This is a genomic window from Candidatus Kapaibacterium sp. (genome assembly GCA_025059875.1).
Taxonomy (GTDB): domain Bacteria; phylum Bacteroidota; class Ignavibacteria; order Kapaibacteriales; family HRBIN21; genus HRBIN21.
This window is the reverse complement of record JANXCT010000003.1, coordinates 106,165-123,576: the sequence shown is the minus strand read 5'-3', so window position 1 is coordinate 123,576 and position 17,412 is coordinate 106,165. Positions and strand designations below refer to the sequence as shown.

The following is a 17,412-nucleotide window of genomic DNA, read 5'->3' as shown; positions in this document are numbered from 1 at the left end:
GGTAGTCTGTGAAGCATCGCGCGGAATCCGTAGCAGATGCGTTGGGCACTCTTCATCGTCGTGCTGGCCCTCCTCCAGGGGGCTATTGATGCGTACGTCCTCTGGCGCTGGATGCGCTGGGTGCAAAAGCAAGGGGCACCATCCTGGCTTTACCGGGTTGCTTGGGGGATGGGGGCCGTGATGTTCATCGCAGCGATTGCCTTCTTTGCCTACCGGCGATGGGTTGGGCCCGTCTTGACACCAGAAGGGGCTGTTATCTACGCACTGTTGACGCTGTGGTATCTACCCAAAATGCTGCTTTTCCCTGTGCTACTCCTCACTGACCTCGTTGGCTGGCTGCGTCATCGGTTGAGTCGCTTGTGGCCACGGCCGGTAGCTTCTGCCGTTGATCTGCAGCGCCGACAAGTTCTGTCACTGGCGGGTCTGGGGATCGCGGCGCTTCCTTTCTTGTCCGTTGCTGAAGGGATGGCCCGTACAACCTACCGTCCCCGGCTTTTCACTACGGAGATCCCCATCCCGGGACTTGCGCCAGAGCTGGACGGACTCCGTATCGTTCATCTCTCTGACATCCATGCCGGCTCCTTCTCACGAGAAGACTTCTTCTGGCAGGTCGTCGAGCAGATCCAGCAACTTCGTCCAGAGCTCATCGTGTTTACGGGTGACTACGTCAACTTCCATCCCGACGAACTCCGACGAGCGGAGGCCCCATTGCGCCAACTCTCGGCTCCGTTTGGGGTTTATGGCTGCCTTGGGAACCATGACCACTACATGACCGATACTGGGCACCGCCAATTGCGGCATCGTCTGGAGCAGGTAGGGATCGAGCTGCTGGTCAATGAAGGGCGGATGCTCACCATACGGGGTGCGAAGCTACAGCTTGCTGGTACGGACAACACAGGTTCTGGGCAGCGGTTTGGTGACTTAGACCGGGCGCTGGCGGGGTTGAGCTCGGAAGTGCCGACAATTCTGCTCTTCCATGATCCCCGCTTCTGGGAGTGGGAAGTGGAGGGCAAAGCCCCTGTGACGTTGGGCCTCTGTGGGCATACCCATGGGGGACAGGTAGGCTTACAGCTCTTGGGACAAGAGTGGAGTGTCGCGCAGTTGGTCTATCGGTACTGGGCAGGGCTCTATCAGACAGGTCAGCAGTGGCTCTACGTCAACCGAGGACTCGGCTTCGTTGGACCCGCCGTGCGGATGGGCATTCCACCGGAGATTGCCCTGTTGATACTGCGTCGGGCATGAGGGGCGGAGCTGTGTCGGTTCGGTGGTGTGCTCCGTTAGCTGCTGTAGCGCTCCAATCGTCCAACCTCTGCAGGGTTGCCAGGGAAGGGATAGGAGGGCAGGGTCGCGGCGTTGAGACCTATTGGGAGCGTGTAGTTCGTTCGCTACTGCGGGATTCGCGGAAGGCATGAAGCAGGTCGAGCAGGAGTTGGTCCAAGCAGCACTGACAGAGCTCGAGTTCCCGAAGGTCATCCAGCAGATTGCCTCGCTCTGCCTGTCAGAGCTGGGACGAGAGAAGGTCTTAGAACTCCGTCCGACGACGGACCTTGAGTGGTTGCAGCGGGAGCACGGGATACTGGAGGAGATGGTAAGGCTCCTCCGGCAGGGGGTACCGTTCCCATGGACTCCTGTACCCGACGTACGGCGGCAGCTCCGGAAGTCAACTATCGAGAACGCGATGCTGCTGCCGACGGAGCTGGTGGATGTTCGGGAGTTACTGCAGCTCTCGCGCGCCGTACGCCAAGAGCTGATTCGGCAGGCAGAGCTACCTCTGCTGCGGGCACTCGGTGAGCAGTTGTACCAGAACCGCTTGCTGGAGCGACACATCAGCGATGCGGTTGATGAAACCGGCGGCGTTCGGGACGCTGCTTCTCGGGAGCTGGCACGGATTCGCGCCGAGATGCAGCGTGTGGCAGCGTCCTTGCGGACACGCCTGCGGCGCATCCTACGCCGCTTCGTTGAAGACGAGCTGGCGATGGACGAGTTCATCACACAGCGTGAGGGTCGTTTCGTCGTGCCCATCCGCGTGGAGCACAAAAACCATATTCCCGGCATTATCCACGGCGTTTCCCAGACAGGGGCAACCGTTTTCCTCGAACCAGCGGAAATCTTTGAGCTCAACAATGAGCTGGCACTCTTAGCCGATGCAGAACGGCGAGAAATAGAGCGGATTCTCCGTGTCTTGACGGCGGAGGTTGGTTCATGCGCGGCTGAGCTTCTGCACTCCCTGGAGATACTAGCCCTTCTGGACAGCCTCTACGCCCGTGCCCGCTACGCCGTGCTCTACGGAGGGCAGAAGCCAACGATTGCTGAAGATGGCGAGATTGTACTGCAGCAGATCGTCCACCCCCTGTTAGTGGCTGCTCGTGGGCGTAGCGCCGTGGTCCCTTTGGACATAGAGTTCCGGAGCACTGTTCGCGGACATCTCATCTCTGGCCCAAACGCCGGTGGGAAGACGGTAGCGCTGAAGAGTGTAGGACTCAACATCTTGCTGGCGCTCAGTGGTATCTTCCCCTTGGGCTACTGCCGAACACCCGTTCTCACAGTGCTGACGGCTATTGGGGACCAACAGTCGATCGAGCAGAACCTGAGTACGTTCAGCTGGCAGGTAGTGCGGATTCGTGACATCCTCCAGTGTAGTGGCCCCAGAACGTTGGTGCTGATTGACGAGATCTGTGCTGGTACGGATCCGACTGAGGGCGCAGCGCTAGCTTCAGCCATCATCGAAGAGCTCCTTCATCGCCAGGCTTACTTCGTGGTGACCACGCACCAATCGTCCCTCAAAGTCTTCGCGCTCCATCGGGAGGGGATTCAGAACGATTCGCTGGAGTTCGACCAAGCACGGTTGCAGCCCACGTACCGCTTCCTGCCTGGAGTTCCTGGCAACAGCTATGCTTTTGCGATTGCTGCAAACTTTGGTCTCCCAGAGTCGTTGATCCGTCGAGCTGAGGCCTTCTTAGGCAGTCGCCATCGGGAGCTGGAGGAGGGGATTGCTGCCGTACAGGCCCTTCGCCAGCAGTGGCAGCAGTTAGAGCGGGAGGCACGAGAGCGTGCAGAGCGGGCCCAGCAGCTCCTCCAGCGCTACGAAGAGCAGCTCCGCCATCTCCAGCAGCGCCGGACAGAGCTTCTCGGCCAGACCCGGCAAGAAGTACGCCAGCTCTTCCAACAAGCTCAGAGTCTCATCGAGCGGACAATCCGGGAGATTCGGGAGCAGCAGCGCCCCTTGAATGAAATCCGCCAGGAGTTCCTCCAGAAGCGAGAGGCCATCCTTCAAGCTCTAAGCGTTCCAGAAGAGGAGCCTTCAGGGGTGGCTTCGGAGGTAGCGGCTTCATTTGCTCCTGGGATGTGGGTGCGAATGGAGGGGATGCAGACACCAGGGCGCATCTTGGAACTTGATGAGCACCGTCGGATGGCAGTTGTGGAGTTCGATGGCCTGAAGCTGCACGTTGGTGTTGAAAAGCTCCAGCCGGCAAAGCCTCCGCGCGAAGGAACAGCCCGTCCGACGGACGATGTCCCACTCGTCATTGCCCCTACTAGTGTCGATGTCCGTGGGATGCGGGCAATTGAGGCGATTTCGACTGTTGACCGCTTTCTGGCCAAAGCGCTCCAAGGCAATGCCCTCCAGGTGCGAATCATCCATGGCAAGGGTACAGGAGCTCTCCGCCAGGCACTCCACCAGTTTCTGGCAACCCACCCGGCTGTGGCAGAGTATCGCTTAGCTGACGCCACTGAAGGGGGAGCGGGGGTGACGATCGTGACGCTGCGCTGACGCTAATGTTGCCATTACGTGTTGTCTTCCTGTGGCACTACCATCAGCCGGACTACCGCTGGCAGGGGCGAGCGCTGCTGCCATGGGTGCGGCTGCGGGCAGTGAAGGACTACCTACCGCTATTCCGCTTCTTCGCTGAACTTGCGGATTTCCGCTGCGTCTTCAACGTCGTGCCTTCCCTGCTGCAGCAACTGGTGGACTATGCTGCTGGGCATCCCTTGGACACGATGGAAGAGCTGAGCCTTTGGGCAAGTGCGGGTGGTCCTGAGCAACAGCGCCAGCCATACTGGAAGATGGTTGAACCGCCGCGCCCGCTCCTCCGGCGCTTTCCAGAGTTGGAAGCCATATGGCAACGCTGGCAGGCGGGTGAGCTGCTCGAAGAGCAGGAGTGGCGTGATCTCCAGATGTGGCTTCAGTTGGTGTGGATGGCTCCGCACCGCTCTGCTATGCCCGTTGTGGACGAATGGTTTCGGCGGGCCCGAGGCTTTCGTGGAGATGACCTCTGCATGCTCGTCCGTCTGCAGCGGGCACTGGCGGGAGAAGCATTGTCAGCCTTGCGTTGGGCAATCGGGAACGGCGGTATTGAACTGAGCTGCTCGCCGTTCTACCATCCGGTGCTGCCTCTGGTGTGCGATACCGACGCTGCCAGGGAGAGCGATCCCGAGTTGCCTCTTCCGCATCCTCCTTTCCGCTTTCCGGCTGACACGTGGATGCACTGCGTCCGGGCACGGCAGCTCTGTTGGATGCTGCTCGGCAGAGTTCCTGAGGGAATGTGGCCTCCGGAGGGCGCACTCAGCACAGAGGCACTCCACTGGATGGCAGCCTCCGGGGTTCGATGGACAGCTACAGATGAAGTCCAGCTCTTCCGTTCGCTGCCTTCTGCACCGACGCTACAGAAGTACCTGCCGCATCGCATACTGACCCCAGCAGGGCCACTCGTTGTATTCTTCCGCGATCGTGAACTCTCGGACGTAATCAGCTTCCGGTACTGGGAGTGGGGACCCGAAAGGGCTGTTGAAGACCTCTTCCGCCACCTTTGGGACATCCGCAGCGAATTGCTGCGGACGTATGGAGAAGGCATCATGAGGGTTGCAAGCGTCATGATCGCTGTGGACGGAGAGAACTGCTGGGATAGCTATCCAGACGATGGGGTGTCCTTCTTGCGGGCTCTCGTTGAGCGCTTTAGAACAGAGCCATGGGTAACGACAGCAACTTGCCAAGATGTGCTGAAGGAGGCTGAGGAGGGAGAATTGCCGAAGCTACCGCGGTTCCACACTGGTTCCTGGGTAGAGGGATCTCTGCGCATCTGGATAGGGACAGAGCAACACAATGAGGCTTGGGAGCTACTACGTACTGCGCGTGAGGAGCTGGAAGCGACTCGCCATCGTCTACCACCCGAGGTGTGGAAGAGGGCATACGAGCACCTCCTTGTCGCTGAAGGCTCCGATTGGTTCTGGTGGCTCAGTCCGGAACATCCAACCCCGGCCGCTCCGGTATTTCGCGAGCTCTTCCGGCGGCACGTTGCAGCAGCCTTGGACTATACACGTGGCTTGTGAAGGGAGCTACCATTGTATCGCTGCCAGTTTGTAATTTTGTGCTCCGGATGATCGCGGGGTGGAGCAATGGGTAGCTCGCCAGGCTCATAACCTGGAGGTTGCAGGTTCAAGTCCTGCCCCCGCTACGATGATGAGGAGGTCGGGTTGCAAAGCCCGCCTCCTCTTTTTGTTGAACTGGAGGCTACAGCAGTGCGAGAATCTCTCAGGACGGCTGCGGCAATAGCGCTCTCGCTGTTCTTGGCATACGGCGTCCTCCGCCTGGTAGGCTGGGTACTAGGCTTCGTCGTAGAGTTTACCCTGAATCTTGCCTTCCTCATCCTGCTCGGCATCGTCGCGGTGCCTATCTACTTGGTGCTTCGCAAGAAGGTGTTCTGAGGCTGCAATGTGGTGGGGTGCTGGGATGCGGTGGCGCGCGGTGGTTCTCCTTACTGTGGTAATAGGGAGCGCGGCAGCTCAGCGTCGTGCTGATTCTTTGACTGTGGAGGTAGCGCGGTGGTTTGCCCGTGACCTCATGGAGTTGAATGCCATTCCATTCATGCAGCCCCTCGTGACAACAGTGAATGCCATCTCTAACTCGCGCTTCTTCCGACATGCGCCGCTCCCACCCAGCAAGCAGAGCTTCTACTTCCGCTTTGGTTTCCACTCCATGGTGGGGCTGGTTCGCGAAAGCCAGCGTACCTACGTTCCACGGGCACCAAACGACAGCGTGCTGCGGCTGGAGCCCTATGCCCAGCTGCGATTTGTCAACAACCAGCCCGTGCTGGTGATCGTGGATACGGCTGGGCTCATCGCTAGCATCCTGCGGTATCTCTTCTACGAGGGCATTCGGGAGGATAGCATCAGACTCCCAGAGCGGGCAGCGACGGTCTTCGGGTACCTGCCGGCGGGGATTGTGATTCCCCGGGACTACCTCATCCGGCGAATTCAGCGTGATCCGCTGTACCAGATGCTCTCTCCAGCAGCACGAGCAACACTGGATTCGGCGTTGGCACGTGTCCCTGCTGTCCGCTTTGAGCTTCCACCGGGCCAGAATATGCACACTATCTTCGCTGCTGTGCCGCAGGTCGAGCTCGGCGCTCTGTGGGGGACAGAGCTTCTACTTCGTCTCATCCCGCCTGTACAGTGGGACCGTAACGTCGGGCACTTTGCCTTCTGGGGGATTGGGTTGACGCACTCGCTGTCCCAGTACTGGGAGGCTGCGGGAGCGCCAGTGCAAGCGGCGGTTCAGGTTGTGTACCAGGGTACGGCGCTCCGGAATACCATTGGGGAGACAGGAGCCCGCCTCCGTGCTTGGGCGGCGATATGGAGTGCGAACGTGCATGCTGCCTATGTCCTTCCTCGGCTAGGGACGCTGCTCTACCTCGGTGCTGCCTGGGAGCGGATACAGATTGAGTCGGAGTACACCTTCGTGTTGCCCATAGAAGTACAGCTCCGGCTGGGGTTACTGCCGGAGGATAAGCGGCCTACACCTGAACAGCCTGGCGATACAAAGCCCCAGGTAGTGCGTCCTCTGCTGACGGATACCAACTGGAAGCTGACTCTTGGCGTTGCCCAGCCTATAGGGCCGGTCACCGTGGCAGTGGATGGCAGTCTCAGCAAGTTCCCGCTGCTCAGCTTCGGAGTTTTGTACAGGTGGTGACAGGAGGTTGGGGACTAAGTACATCGGACGTTTCAGCGAGCGTCGCGTATTTTTGCGGAGAGCGCTCGCAGAAGCCGGCTCATGGCGCGGCAGGTTGCCGTCCCAACGTGTGAGTACTGTCCCCTACGCTCCCACAACGCTCTCCGGACCCTTGAGCAGGGTGAGGCTACTGCACTAGACGAGGTCAAAGGGTGTTATTTCTACCGGCGTGGTGAGATTATCTTTCGCGAGGGGAGCTATCCGGCTGGCATCTACTGCGTCCACCAAGGTGCTGTGAAGCTCTACCGGAGCGACGCGCTCGGGAACTTGGTCATTGTGCGCCTTGCCAAGCAAGGGGACCTCTTAGGCTACCGTGCCCTACTCAGCAACGAGCATTACACAGCCACGGCTGAAGCGCTGGAGGACTGCATCGTCTGCTTCATCCCACGGCCGACTTTCTTCGAGGTACTCCGCCGCAATGCAGGCCTAATGGCTGCTATAACGGAGCTGTTAGCACGCGACCTACGTACGGCCGAAAGCCGGCTGGCCTCGTTGGCCCAGAAGACAGTACCGCAGCGTCTGGCCGAAATCCTCCTCTACCTTCGGGAGCTTTTCGGCGAGGACGAGTCGGGAGCCCTCAAGACCAGCATGACGCGTCGCGAGTTAGCAGAGTTGGTTGGTACCGCTCCCGAGACGGTCATCCGTTTGCTGAGCGACTTCCAGCGGAAGGGACTGGTGTCGGTTGATCATCGCCACATTCGGGTACTGGACCCAGTAGGCTTGGCACACGTGGCAGAGCTCTACGACTGACGGCCTTACCGTGGTGGGCCATAGAGGGGATTGTGGAGGAGCGAGGAATCCGTGAGGCTGTGCAGAAACGCTGCGAGGGCCTCTACTTCTTCCGCTGAGAGTCCCAAGGGGCGAATGCGCGGGTCCTTGGAGGCGACGGGATAGCCGCCACGGTTGTAGCGCTGTAGGACCTCATGGAGAGTGCCGAGAGAGCCATCGTGTAGGTACGGAGCGGTAACTGCGACGTTACGGAGGCTGGGAGTGCGGAAGCGAGCGTAGTCAGCCGGCCGGCCTGTAACGCCAGCTCGGCCCGCGTCCCAGTAGTGGGCCAGCAGTCCATTGCAGTGAAAACGGTGGTCAGTAAAGAGGGGTGGGGGATGGCACTCAGCACAACCCACGCGGAAGAAGAGCTGCATGCCCTGGTGTTGCTGAGGACTCAGCGCGGAAGAATCCCCAGCGCGGAAGCGGTCATAGGGCGAACTTCCGCTCAAAAGCGCTCGGACGAAAGCTGCTAATGCTTTTGCTGCCAGCATTGCTGAAGGGGCGGTCCCAAAGGCACGGCGGAACGCTTCTCTGTAGCTTGGATGCCGCTGTAGCCGGTTCGATAGCGCGGTGGTGTCTGTCCAGCCAAACCCGAGGGGTGAGGTGAGGACTGCAAGGATTTCCTGCTCCAAGCTGTTGGATGCCCCGTCCCGTAGGAGCGTGGGGACGTAAACAGCGTTTGCTAATGAGGGGGTATTCCGCCAGTGCTTACGGCCGTGAGTGCCGGGGCTAAGGGATCTAGAATCAGCAAAGGCATACTGCTGTCGGTGGCATGAGGCGCAGGCCACAGTCCCGGTCGGCGATAGGGCTGAGTCGTAGAAGAGAAGGCGTCCGAGGGCGATCCGTTCGGGTGTTAGCGGGTTGTCTGGTGGTACCGGGATGGGAGGGAAGCCTGCGGGAGGGCGAACTTCTGCGAATTCCGGGGCTTCTGTGGGAGGTAGCGAGGGATACGAGCAGTGGAGGCCGATAACCGCAGCAAGCAAGACGGGGCCGCTACGGAGTGCCTCCCTCATCGTTCATGCTGAGGATTTGGTGTACCTTTGCCCGGAATTCCCGGGCTTCACGCCCCTGGAGTCCAGATTCCTCTAGAAGCTGTTCCGTGAGAGGTTCTCCGCGGAGTAGACGGGCTAACGCCCGCTGCTCGAGGCGGGAGAAGGTGAGGGCGTTGAGGACGTAGTCCTCAAAAGCCTCCCAACAGAGGGGGACGACGACCTTGACGATCTCGGCAATTGCCTGTGCGTAGACGCGGAGCTCATACTGGGCATGGTCATCCAACCGCAGGCGCAGGAAGTGGAAGAGGTTGTGCAGGTCGATCTTCCAGTACCACTCCGTGTACACCGACAGGGGCAGCGTAATCCGGGCGAGTTCGCGGGCAAGGTTTTGCTGCAGCAGGAACTGGTACTCGGCATATAGCTGAGCCTGTGTGTGCTGAATCCGTTCCTGCAGTGCTCGGGCAATCTCTAGGGGAAAGGGTTCTTCGGCACGGCCTTGCTTGTTGATGGGATGTTGTGGACGGAGCTGGGAGAGCTCCGGCACGTAGAACTCCTCCCGCATAACGGAGTAGCGACCGCTGTACTCGTTGACGTTCGCAGTCCGGTGCCGAATCCACTGCCGCGCTACGAAGATGGGGAGCTTGACGTGGAACTTGAACTCCACCATCTCGAACGGAGAAGTGTGGCGGTGGCGCATGAGGTAGCGAATAAGCTTGCGGTCATCGCTAACGGTGCGAGTTCCTTCGCCGTATGAGACACGGGCAGCCTGGACTACTGCAGCGTCATCTCCCATAACATCCACGAGCCGCACGAAGCCCTTGTCGAGGCAGCGGAATTCTTTGCCTAAGAGGGCGGCAACCTCAGGTCGCATGGTCTGAGCCTACTGCTAGCGACGAAATTAGCAAAGCCGCCGAAGGCAATAGAGCCGCGAGAGGCGTGGATCAGCTAATTTCGCACTGGGACCGAGTCCCGCGCGGCTGCTACAGGCTCAACCCCGCCAGGTCCGGAAGGAAGCAACGGTAGGCCTGGAGGCGGCGCGACGCGGTCGGCTTGGTCCCCTTGTTCTTTCTATCTTCTGGCATGCCAGGGCCTTGACGGTTTGTGCCTGTTGTGCTAAATTTGTGGCGTCTTCTTCAATGCCTGCAGGAGCTGCAGCACTCCTGTAGGTATGCAGCAGCAGATGAGGGAGTGGCGAGAATACAGCTCGCGTCTGCGAGGGGTGGAGGGCGCATCCCGTTCGAGGGTGGCCCCTTCTGGGCGAAAGACCCAGAAGAGGGGGGTGCTACCTTACGTGGGGGCGGCTGTAGGACTCGTCGCAGTGGCCATTCTCGTGGCCGTTGCTTGGTGGCAGCGGCAGCCCATCCAGCGGGTTTCCTTCGAGGGTGTTCACCACGTAGATACAACGGAGCTGCTGGCGCTGTTGCCAACAGCACAGCGTCTCCACGGGCAGGTAGACTTAGAACAGTGGCGTGCGGCGCTCCAGCAACACCCGTTGATTGCCTCCGTTGATGTTTACTGGAGTGCTCCTGGGGTAGTCCAAGTGGCTGTCCAGGAGCGGGACATCGTGGCTGCACTTCAGGTGGCCAACGGTGTTCGGCTGCTGGATGCGACGGGAGCGGTGCTGCCTGTGCCGTCCCAGTGGCTTCTGACCCAGATTCCGAGGGTTGAGCTTCCTTCAGAGGGGACAGCGGCAAGGGATGCTGTCCTCCACCTCCTCCGTCACGTTCCACGTGACTCTGTTGCCGTCATCCGTTGGGATGAGTTCTGCGGCTGGAATGTCCAGCTGCGTAATGGAACTGTCCTCTGCATCGGCGATACTGGGCGGGTGCTCAGCAAATGGCGCCAGTGGCTGCACTTTCGACGGTTCGCTGCCTCTGATCTGCCACTGTGGGTGGACCTGCGCTGGCGAGGGGTTGTCGTCGTACGGCCACTAGTCCAACAGGAGACAGCATTGCAATGAGGCGCGAGATGAACCGCCAACAGCAGACGCAGGATATCGTTGTCGGCTTAGATATCGGCACCACAAAGGTCTGCGCCTTGGTTGCCCAGCGCCAGCCAGAGAGCAGGGAGCTACAAGTGCTTGGTATCGGTACTGCTGCCAGTGAAGGTCTAAACCGCGGTGTGGTCGTCAACATCGAGAAGACCATCCACTCGATTACGCGGGCGGTAGAACAGGCCGAGCAGCGCTCGGGTATTCGAATTGAGCGCGTCACCGTTGGGATTGCCGGAGACCATGTGCGGGCTCAGCAGACGCACAGCGTCGTTGCCATCTCCAATCCCCATCGAGTCATCACAGCCGATGACGTTGCCCGGCTGTTGGAGGAGGCCCGGAGGGTTGCATTGCCACCGGATCGGGTGATTCTCCACCTCATCCCCCAAGAGTACATCGTGGACGGCCAGGACGGCATCTCCGATCCGGTCGGAATGAGCGGAGTCCGTATGGAAGCGCGAGTCTGCATCGTTACGGCATTATCGACAGCACTCCAGAACCTCTTTCGGTGTGTTGAGCGTGCTGGACTCCACGTGGAGCACGTCGTGCTTCAGCCCCTTGCCAGCAGTTATGCTGTCTTAGAGCCTGAGGAGCGCGAGGTTGGAGTGGCGCTAGTGGACATTGGTGGGGGCACGACCGACATCGCCATTTTCGAGGAGGGGGTGTTGCGGTATACGGCAATGTTTGGGATTGCCGGGCGACAGATCACCGATGACATCCGACGTGGCCTCGGGATTATTGCAGCGCAGGCTGAGGAGATCAAGCAGCGCTACGGACACGCTCTGTCGGAGAGCATCCTCCACGACGAGCTCTTCTCTATCCCCGGCATCGGGGGACGGAGGCCGATGGAGATTAGCAAGAGCCTCCTCTGCCAGATCATCCAACCGCGCGTGGAGGAGATCCTGGAGTTCGTGCTCGGAGAGATACACCGTGCTGGATATCTCAACCGGCTGCCGGCTGGGGTGGTGCTGACGGGCGGGACAGCTCTTCTACGAGGCGTCGACGAGTTAGCGCAACGGGTCCTCCAGATGCCGGTCAAGATTGGCTTCCCGACGGCCTGTGGCGGCCTAGCCTCGGAGATAGCTCATCCAATGTACTCAACCGCTGTTGGGCTGGTCTTGTTTGCTTTAGAGCAGCGAAACCAGCCACAGCCTCGGAAGCGCTCACTCTTCCAGCGTCTGAAAGCACTCTTCACGGAGTGGTAGCGGTATGTCCAACCTACAAACCGAGGGCGCCATGATCGCTTTGGAACCAACGATACGGCATGGTGCCTGCCTTCGAGTGATCGGTATTGGAGGCGCTGGCGGGAATGCCATCAATACGATGATTGAACGTGGCCTTCGGAGCGTTGATTTCATCGCGGCGAACACGGATATCCAAGCGTTGGCAGTCAATCGGGCACCGGTCAAAATCCAACTGGGCAAAGAGTTAACGCGAGGCCTGGGATCAGGTTCTGATCCTGCTGTAGGGCGGCAGGCAACGGAGGAGAGCGCTGACGAGATTCGCGATGCTCTGGTTGGCAGCGATATGGTCTTCATTACGGCTGGTATGGGGGGCGGTACAGGAACAGGGGGAGCACCGGTTGTGGCCCGTATTGCGCAGGAGCTGGGTGCATTAGTGGTGGCTATTGTGACGAAGCCCTTCCAGTGGGAGGCACGGCATCGGATGCAAGTTGCAGAGGCTGGGATCGCTGAGCTGCGGAAGCATGTGGATGCTCTCATCATCGTGCCCAACCAGCGTCTCCTCAGCATCATTGACCGGAATACCAGCGTCCGGGAGGCCTTCCAGCGGGTTGACGAGGTGCTCTACAACGCAACCCGCGGAATTGCAGATATCGTCGCGGGCTGCGGCTACATCAACGTCGATTTCGCCGATGTGCGGACGATCATGAAGGGCATGGGAGATGCCCTCATGGGGATGGGCTGGGGACGCGGTGAACACCGGGCTATTGAGGCAGTTCAGGCTGCTCTCAATTCACCGCTCCTGGAGGGGATTACCATTGCAGGGGCGCGTGGAGTGCTGGTCAACATTACTGGCGGCTCGGACCTGGCGATGTATGAAGTCTCGGAGGCTATGCAGCTCATTGAGGAAGCTGCTGGCAGTGAAGCTAACATCATCCACGGCATCGTCATGAGGGATGAACCCTGCGAGGAGATTAGCATCACCTTGGTAGCGACGGGCTTTGCGACGTCTGCTGTATCGGTCTCTGAGCTGCACGTCCAGGAAGCATTCCCTGCGATGCAAGAGGCTGCTGCTGTCGCTACTAGCGGAGGCTATCCTCGTCAAGCCATCCCTGCTTCCAGTCCCGTCGGCGCGCAGGAGCTTCAGATGTACGACGAGCCTGCTTTCTTGCGGCGCGGTAGCGTACGGGTCGTCTCAGCCAGTAGCAGTGTGTTAGAGCAGCCTGCGTTCTTGCGGAAGCTCGTTGACTGAGCACGGGCTAGCGTACTGACTCAGTGTCAGAAGGATTGGCTTGAGAGCGCTCGGCTGCCTGGGCCAGGAGATACGCCTTGATAAGCTCGTCCAGCTCCCCGTCGAGAACGGCATAGGCGTCGCTGGTCTTGAAGTCTGTCCGGTGGTCTGCCACCATCAGGTACGGGTGGAGGACGTAGGAACGGATTTGGCTCCCCCACTCAATCTTCCGCTTCGTCTTCTCCAGCGCTGCCCGCGCAGCAGCCTGCTCTTCCAACTTCTTCTGGTACAGCTTCGCCCGCAGAATCTTCAGCGCTCGTTCGCGGTTCTGGTGTTGGGAACGTTCCTGCTGGCAGGTGACGACAATTCCCGTGGGGATGTGGCGGATGCGGACGGCCGTCTCTACTTTGTTAACGTTCTGCCCACCATGCCCGCTAGCACGGAAGGTCTCAATCTCCAGCTCCTCCGGGCGAATGACGATGGTGTCGTCGATCTCCACCAGTGGGTAGACAAAGACGGAGGCAAAGGAAGTGTGCCGACGCGCATTAGCATCGAAGGGTGAGATACGTACGAGCCGATGGACGCCACTCTCTGCCTTCAGGTAGCCGTAGGCGTAGGGTCCGCGGATCTCCAGAGTAGCTGACTTAATCCCCGCCTCCTCTCCTTCCAGCAGGTCCACCAGCTCTACCGTGTAGCCGTGGCGTTCTGCCCAGCGGGTGTACATCCGCAACAGCATCTCAGCCCAGTCTTGGGCTTCCGTCCCGCCAGCTCCGGCGTGGATCGTCAGTAGAGCATCGCGGGAGTCATCGGGGTCCGAGAGGAGGTAGCGGAGCTCCAATGCTTCGACGACTTGTCTCAGCTTGCCGAGTTCCCGCTCCAACTCCGCGCTGAGGCTCAAGTCCCGCGCTTCTTCGGCCAGCTCAATGAGCGCTGCAACGTCGCTGAGGAGGCGTTGGACGCGTTCCCACTGCTGTCGCTCTTCGCGGAGGACCCGGAGTTGGCGATGGAGCTTCTGGAGGCGGCGAGGGTTCTCCCAGACCTCGGATGAATGGAGTTCAGCCTCGCATGCAGCTTCGCGGTCTGCCAACGCTGCGGGGTCAAAGATAGCCTCGTAGTGACTCTACGCGCTCGGACAGCTCCTGGAGGCGCTGCTTGAAGGGCTCGAACATCACTGTGCAGCTTTTCTGTGGCACCACGTACGAAATTACGCGCCCATGGTGGCTTTTCGGGCATGCCACCAATAACGAGTAGCCGTCTGCGTTTCTACCGCTGTGTGAGAATGCGTGGGGAATTCGGCATGCATCCCGAGCTCCAAGAGGGCTTCCGGCAGCAGATGCAGTTGGAGTTCACCTCGGCCTATACTTACCTCGCAATGGCCGGGTACTGTGCCTCACAGGGACTCCAAGGAATGGCGCATTGGCTCCGGCTGCAGTGGGAGGAGGAGCTCAAGCACGCGCTCAAAATCTTTGACTTCCTGCTGGAGCGCGGAGTTGCTCCGCGCCTAATGGCGTTAGAACAACCCCCAGCCGAGTGGGAGTCCCCTCGGAAGCTCTTTGAACAAGCCCTTGCCCACGAGCAGAGGGTGAGTAGAAGCATCCACGAGCTGTATCGGAGGGCTGTCGAGCTGCAGGACTACTCGGCGCAGGTCTTCTTGCAGTGGTTCGTGGAAGAGCAGGTGGAGGAAGAGAGCCAGGCTCGGCAGGTGCTGGAGGAGCTTCGACTGGCGGGAGATACGGGCCTGGGACTCTACCTCGTAGACCGGCGGCTGGGTGAGCGGGAGGCAGAAGACTGAGCTGCGTCACGGCGGTGAGCTAAAGAGGCGTGCTATTTTTGGGGTGGTTGGCATGTGAGGTCCACTGCTGCGATGATCTTCCCGCCGGGACATCTCTTGGGACAGATTCAGCGCCTGCAGCAGGAAGCTGCCCGCTTGCGAGCAGAAGCAGTGCATAGAACGGTCACCATTGATGTCGGAGCAGGGGCGGTGCGCGTCACCGTCGGGGGCGATCTGCGTGTTCGCCATATCGTCATTGCCCCTAATGCGCTGGAAGACCCCCAGACGCTGGAACACCTCCTCGTTACTGGCATCAACAAGGCCCTGGAAGCAGCGCAGGAGATGGTGCAGCAGACGCTGAGGCCGCTGGAGCATCTGTTCCCAGCGGGCGTGGACTACCTGGCACGGCTGTAGGCGATGCAGTATCCGTCGGCAGCGGTCCAGAGGGTCGTAGAGCTCTTCACCAGTCTCCCTGGCATTGGGCGCCGTACGGCCCTACGGCTGACGTTCTTCCTCCTTCGCCAAACACCAGAGTTTATAGAGAGCTTCGCTGAGGCTCTTCGGAACCTAAAGCAGCAGGTCCGCTACTGCTCACAGTGCTTCACGTTCACCGAGACAGATCCCTGCCCGATCTGTGCTTCGCCACAGCGTGACCGCTCACTCCTCTGCGTTGTGGAGGAGCCAATGGATGTGCTGGCTATCGAGCGCACAGGAGAGTACCGCGGGCTGTACCACGTGCTGCACGGAGTGCTCAATCCACTCAACGGAGTGGGACCGGAAGAGCTAAAGGTTCGGGAACTTGTGGCGCGCATCTCTTCCGGAGTGGCCGAGGTCATCTTGGCGCTCAGTCCGACGGTGGAGGGGGATGTGACGGCGCAGTACTTGGCGCGGCTGCTGAAGCCGCTGGGCGTGCGCGTCACGCGGATTGCGCAGGGGGTGCCGATGGGGAGCGCGTTGGAGTTCATGGACGAGGCGACCCTGTCGCGTGCCCTCAGTGGGCGTCATCCCATGGAGTGAGGCTCCTGCGGAACGGGTCCGCAGCGTTTTCCTAGAGGAGAAAGCGCAGATTTGCCCCACGGGCTTCGCGCTCAACAATTTTTACGGCGTCGTGAGGTGTTCCACCAAACTCGTGGAGGGTCCAATGAGGTGCGCGGCAGGGCTTTGAGTAGCTGTCTTGATGCTCTGCGCTGAGGCAGTAGGGCAGCGCTTAGTGTGGCTGGGGACGGGCAACCAGCCGTACAGCGTTGCTCTGGACGTCTCAGCCGATGGCTCGGTGGTCGTCGGATACCTGACAGATGGCGCGGAACTTGCACAGGCATTCCGCTGGACTGCGGCAACGGGCATTCAGGAGCTGGGGACTTTCGGGGGACGGGGTAGTGTCGCCCGCGCAGTTTCGGCAAACGGCCTGGTCATCGTCGGCGAGGCCGACAGCGCTAATGGTGCCATCCGGGCCTTTCGTTGGACAGCACAGACGGGGATGGTAGACTTGGGGACGCTCGGTGTAAGCCCCAGTGTGGCGTACGATGTTTCTGACGACGGCTCGGTTATTGTGGGTGTATCAACGGGGGGACCTCCGTCCCAATGCAGCGGGCCTTTCGGTGGCGGGGCTAGGGAGATGCGAAGTATCTCAGGCGATAGGGTAGGTGAAGCCCGGGGGGTTTCTGGGAATGGAGCTGTCGTTGCAGGCCATATGCTCGACCCGACCAGTTTCTCCATCACCGCCTTCCGATGGACAGAGGCGGGTATGCAAACGCTCGGCTCGCTGCCGGGGTATGGGATGAGTCGGGCGAACGGTATCTCGCAGGACGGTTCGGTCATCGTTGGAGAGGCCATGGATGCAACGGGAGCGCGCTGGCGTGCCTTTCGTTGGCGGAATGGAACTATGCAAGATTTGGGCAGCCTTGGGGGTGGGAATAGTCGTGCCCTCGATGTCTCGGGTGATGGCAGCGTCGTTGTGGGAGCGGCGGAGGTGACATCAGATGAATCCCGTGCCTTCCGCTGGACGCAGGGGACAGGGATGCAGGACCTCAACGTCCTCTATGCCGGTCTGTTGCAGGATGGCTCCAGGTTGACATCGGCCGAGAGGGATCTCCTCGAATGGTCGCTTCATCGTCGGTGCTGGCTACAACGCCAGGGCTAGGCGGTTAGAGGCCTACCTGCTGGATACGGGAGGAAGTAACTCCGGTGGCAAATAGCCCTGCGGCATTGCTTCTGCTGCGGGTGGAACCCCAACCCGTGGAGGGGCAGGGGTAGGTGCGTGTCCAGCACGAGGGGACCTTGGAGCGAGTAGAAGTCGTGGACACGCTGGGGCGTTGTGTTGCTGGGGTAGGATGTGACGTCCCAGCCTTCGGCATAGCGTCGCTGCTGCTGCCGGCATTGCCTGCGGGGGTGTCACGGTCGTCGCCCGTGCCGGGGAGATGGTGGCCGCTGAACGGTTCGTAGTCGTGCGGTGAGGGCCGCAAGAGGCTACGAG

General features: G+C 60.3%; 16 protein-coding genes, 1 tRNA gene and 1 other RNA gene. 15 read left to right on the top strand and 3 right to left on the bottom strand.

Going from position 1 to position 17,412, the window contains the following annotated elements:
- Positions 1-36: 36 nt before the first annotated feature.
- The 7 genes from NZ960_05345 to NZ960_05315 all read left to right on the top strand — a co-directional run bounded on the left by NZ960_05345 (position 37) and on the right by NZ960_05315 (position 7,753).
- Positions 37-1,242 carry a metallophosphoesterase gene (locus NZ960_05345; GenBank protein ID MCS7177027.1) on the top strand — a complete coding sequence of 402 codons (1,206 nt, stop codon included), beginning with the start codon at positions 37-39 and terminating at the stop codon, positions 1,240-1,242.
- A gap of 166 nt (positions 1,243-1,408) precedes the next feature.
- The gene (locus NZ960_05340) at positions 1,409-3,769 is read left to right on the top strand and encodes an endonuclease MutS2 (GenBank protein ID MCS7177026.1); all 2,361 of its coding nucleotides are present in this window, start codon (positions 1,409-1,411) and stop codon (positions 3,767-3,769) included.
- A 5-nt stretch (positions 3,770-3,774) separates the two neighbouring features.
- A complete protein-coding gene (locus NZ960_05335; GenBank protein MCS7177025.1) occupies positions 3,775-5,325 on the top strand; it encodes a glycoside hydrolase family 57 protein in 1,551 nt (516 codons plus the stop codon).
- Positions 5,326-5,377: 52 nt separating this feature from the next.
- Positions 5,378-5,450: transfer RNA gene (locus tag NZ960_05330), tRNA-Met, on the top strand.
- A 64-nt stretch (positions 5,451-5,514) separates the two neighbouring features.
- Positions 5,515-5,700, top strand: a complete 186-nt coding sequence (locus tag NZ960_05325) for a hypothetical protein (GenBank protein ID MCS7177024.1) — start codon at positions 5,515-5,517, stop codon at positions 5,698-5,700.
- 7 nt (positions 5,701-5,707) lie between these two features.
- Positions 5,708-6,964 carry a hypothetical protein gene (locus NZ960_05320; GenBank protein ID MCS7177023.1) on the top strand — a complete coding sequence of 419 codons (1,257 nt, stop codon included), beginning with the start codon at positions 5,708-5,710 and terminating at the stop codon, positions 6,962-6,964.
- 81 nt (positions 6,965-7,045) lie between these two features.
- Positions 7,046-7,753, top strand: coding sequence for a Crp/Fnr family transcriptional regulator (locus NZ960_05315; GenBank protein ID MCS7177022.1), 708 nt, complete (start codon positions 7,046-7,048; stop codon positions 7,751-7,753).
- Positions 7,754-7,758: 5 nt separating this feature from the next.
- On the opposite strand, the gene NZ960_05310 is transcribed toward NZ960_05315, so the two are convergent.
- Together NZ960_05310 and thyX are read right to left on the bottom strand one after the other, a co-directional pair.
- Positions 7,759-8,787 carry a methylamine utilization protein gene (locus tag NZ960_05310; GenBank protein MCS7177021.1) on the bottom strand — a complete coding sequence of 343 codons (1,029 nt, stop codon included), beginning with the start codon at positions 8,785-8,787 and terminating at the stop codon, positions 7,759-7,761.
- Complete coding sequence (gene thyX / locus NZ960_05305; GenBank protein ID MCS7177020.1) at positions 8,768-9,637, bottom strand: FAD-dependent thymidylate synthase; 870 nt, start codon at positions 9,635-9,637, stop codon at positions 8,768-8,770. The genes NZ960_05310 and thyX overlap by 20 nt, the downstream gene beginning before the upstream one ends.
- An 89-nt stretch (positions 9,638-9,726) precedes the next feature.
- Here thyX and ffs point away from each other — a divergent pair.
- The 4 genes from ffs to ftsZ all read left to right on the top strand — a co-directional run bounded on the left by ffs (position 9,727) and on the right by ftsZ (position 13,189).
- Positions 9,727-9,825: signal recognition particle sRNA small type (gene ffs / locus NZ960_05300), an RNA gene on the top strand.
- Positions 9,826-9,946: 121 nt separating this feature from the next.
- Positions 9,947-10,726, top strand: coding sequence for an FtsQ-type POTRA domain-containing protein (locus tag NZ960_05295; GenBank protein ID MCS7177019.1), 780 nt, complete (start codon positions 9,947-9,949; stop codon positions 10,724-10,726).
- Positions 10,723-11,961, top strand: coding sequence for a cell division protein FtsA (gene ftsA / locus NZ960_05290; GenBank protein MCS7177018.1), 1,239 nt, complete (start codon positions 10,723-10,725; stop codon positions 11,959-11,961). Before NZ960_05295 ends, ftsA begins: the two co-directional genes overlap by 4 nt.
- Positions 11,962-11,992: 31 nt before the next feature.
- Positions 11,993-13,189: a cell division protein FtsZ gene (ftsZ, locus tag NZ960_05285; GenBank protein MCS7177017.1), complete on the top strand. Its 1,197-nt coding sequence runs from the start codon at positions 11,993-11,995 to the stop codon at positions 13,187-13,189.
- Between the two features lie 7 nt (positions 13,190-13,196).
- Here ftsZ and prfB read toward each other — a convergent pair.
- A protein-coding gene (gene prfB / locus NZ960_05280; protein ID MCS7177016.1) for a peptide chain release factor 2 occupies positions 13,197-14,337 on the bottom strand; the annotation gives its coding sequence in 2 pieces (ribosomal slippage) (positions 13,197-14,279 and positions 14,281-14,337; 1,140 coding nt in all).
- A gap of 62 nt (positions 14,338-14,399) precedes the next feature.
- Between prfB and NZ960_05275 the strand changes: the two genes are divergently transcribed.
- From NZ960_05275 to NZ960_05260, 4 genes are all read left to right on the top strand, one after another.
- Positions 14,400-14,960: a ferritin gene (locus NZ960_05275; protein ID MCS7177015.1), complete on the top strand. Its 561-nt coding sequence runs from the start codon at positions 14,400-14,402 to the stop codon at positions 14,958-14,960.
- Positions 14,961-15,032: 72 nt separating this feature from the next.
- Positions 15,033-15,353: a YbaB/EbfC family nucleoid-associated protein gene (locus NZ960_05270; protein MCS7177014.1), complete on the top strand. Its 321-nt coding sequence runs from the start codon at positions 15,033-15,035 to the stop codon at positions 15,351-15,353.
- Positions 15,354-15,356: 3 nt separating this feature from the next.
- Positions 15,357-15,956, top strand: coding sequence for a recombination mediator RecR (recR, locus tag NZ960_05265; protein MCS7177013.1), 600 nt, complete (start codon positions 15,357-15,359; stop codon positions 15,954-15,956).
- A 160-nt stretch (positions 15,957-16,116) separates the two neighbouring features.
- Positions 16,117-17,079 (top strand): HAF repeat-containing protein, encoded by a 963-nt coding sequence (locus NZ960_05260; GenBank protein MCS7177012.1) that lies wholly within the window; start codon positions 16,117-16,119, stop codon positions 17,077-17,079.
- Positions 17,080-17,412 lie beyond the last annotated feature (333 nt).

Bases quoted from the DNA above. Each gene is read 5' to 3' on its own strand.
- recR (MCS7177013.1), top strand. From the start codon at position 15,357: ATGCAGTATCCGTCGGCAGCGGTCCAGAGGGTCGTAGAGCTCTTCACC.
- ftsZ (MCS7177017.1), top strand. From the start codon at position 11,993: ATGATCGCTTTGGAACCAACGATACGGCATGGTGCCTGCCTTCGAGTG.
- NZ960_05270 (MCS7177014.1), top strand. From the start codon at position 15,033: ATGATCTTCCCGCCGGGACATCTCTTGGGACAGATTCAGCGCCTGCAG.
- NZ960_05260 (MCS7177012.1), top strand. From the start codon at position 16,117: ATGCTCTGCGCTGAGGCAGTAGGGCAGCGCTTAGTGTGGCTGGGGACG.
- NZ960_05320 (MCS7177023.1), top strand. From the start codon at position 5,708: ATGTGGTGGGGTGCTGGGATGCGGTGGCGCGCGGTGGTTCTCCTTACT.
- NZ960_05340 (MCS7177026.1), top strand. From the start codon at position 1,409: ATGAAGCAGGTCGAGCAGGAGTTGGTCCAAGCAGCACTGACAGAGCTC.
- NZ960_05295 (MCS7177019.1), top strand. From the start codon at position 9,947: ATGAGGGAGTGGCGAGAATACAGCTCGCGTCTGCGAGGGGTGGAGGGC.
- NZ960_05345 (MCS7177027.1), top strand. From the start codon at position 37: ATGCGTTGGGCACTCTTCATCGTCGTGCTGGCCCTCCTCCAGGGGGCT.
- NZ960_05310 (MCS7177021.1), bottom strand. From the start codon at position 8,787: ATGAGGGAGGCACTCCGTAGCGGCCCCGTCTTGCTTGCTGCGGTTATC.
- NZ960_05315 (MCS7177022.1), top strand. From the start codon at position 7,046: ATGGCGCGGCAGGTTGCCGTCCCAACGTGTGAGTACTGTCCCCTACGC.
- NZ960_05335 (MCS7177025.1), top strand. From the start codon at position 3,775: ATGTTGCCATTACGTGTTGTCTTCCTGTGGCACTACCATCAGCCGGAC.
- thyX (MCS7177020.1), bottom strand. From the start codon at position 9,637: ATGCGACCTGAGGTTGCCGCCCTCTTAGGCAAAGAATTCCGCTGCCTC.
- ftsA (MCS7177018.1), top strand. From the start codon at position 10,723: ATGAGGCGCGAGATGAACCGCCAACAGCAGACGCAGGATATCGTTGTC.
- NZ960_05275 (MCS7177015.1), top strand. From the start codon at position 14,400: ATGCCACCAATAACGAGTAGCCGTCTGCGTTTCTACCGCTGTGTGAGA.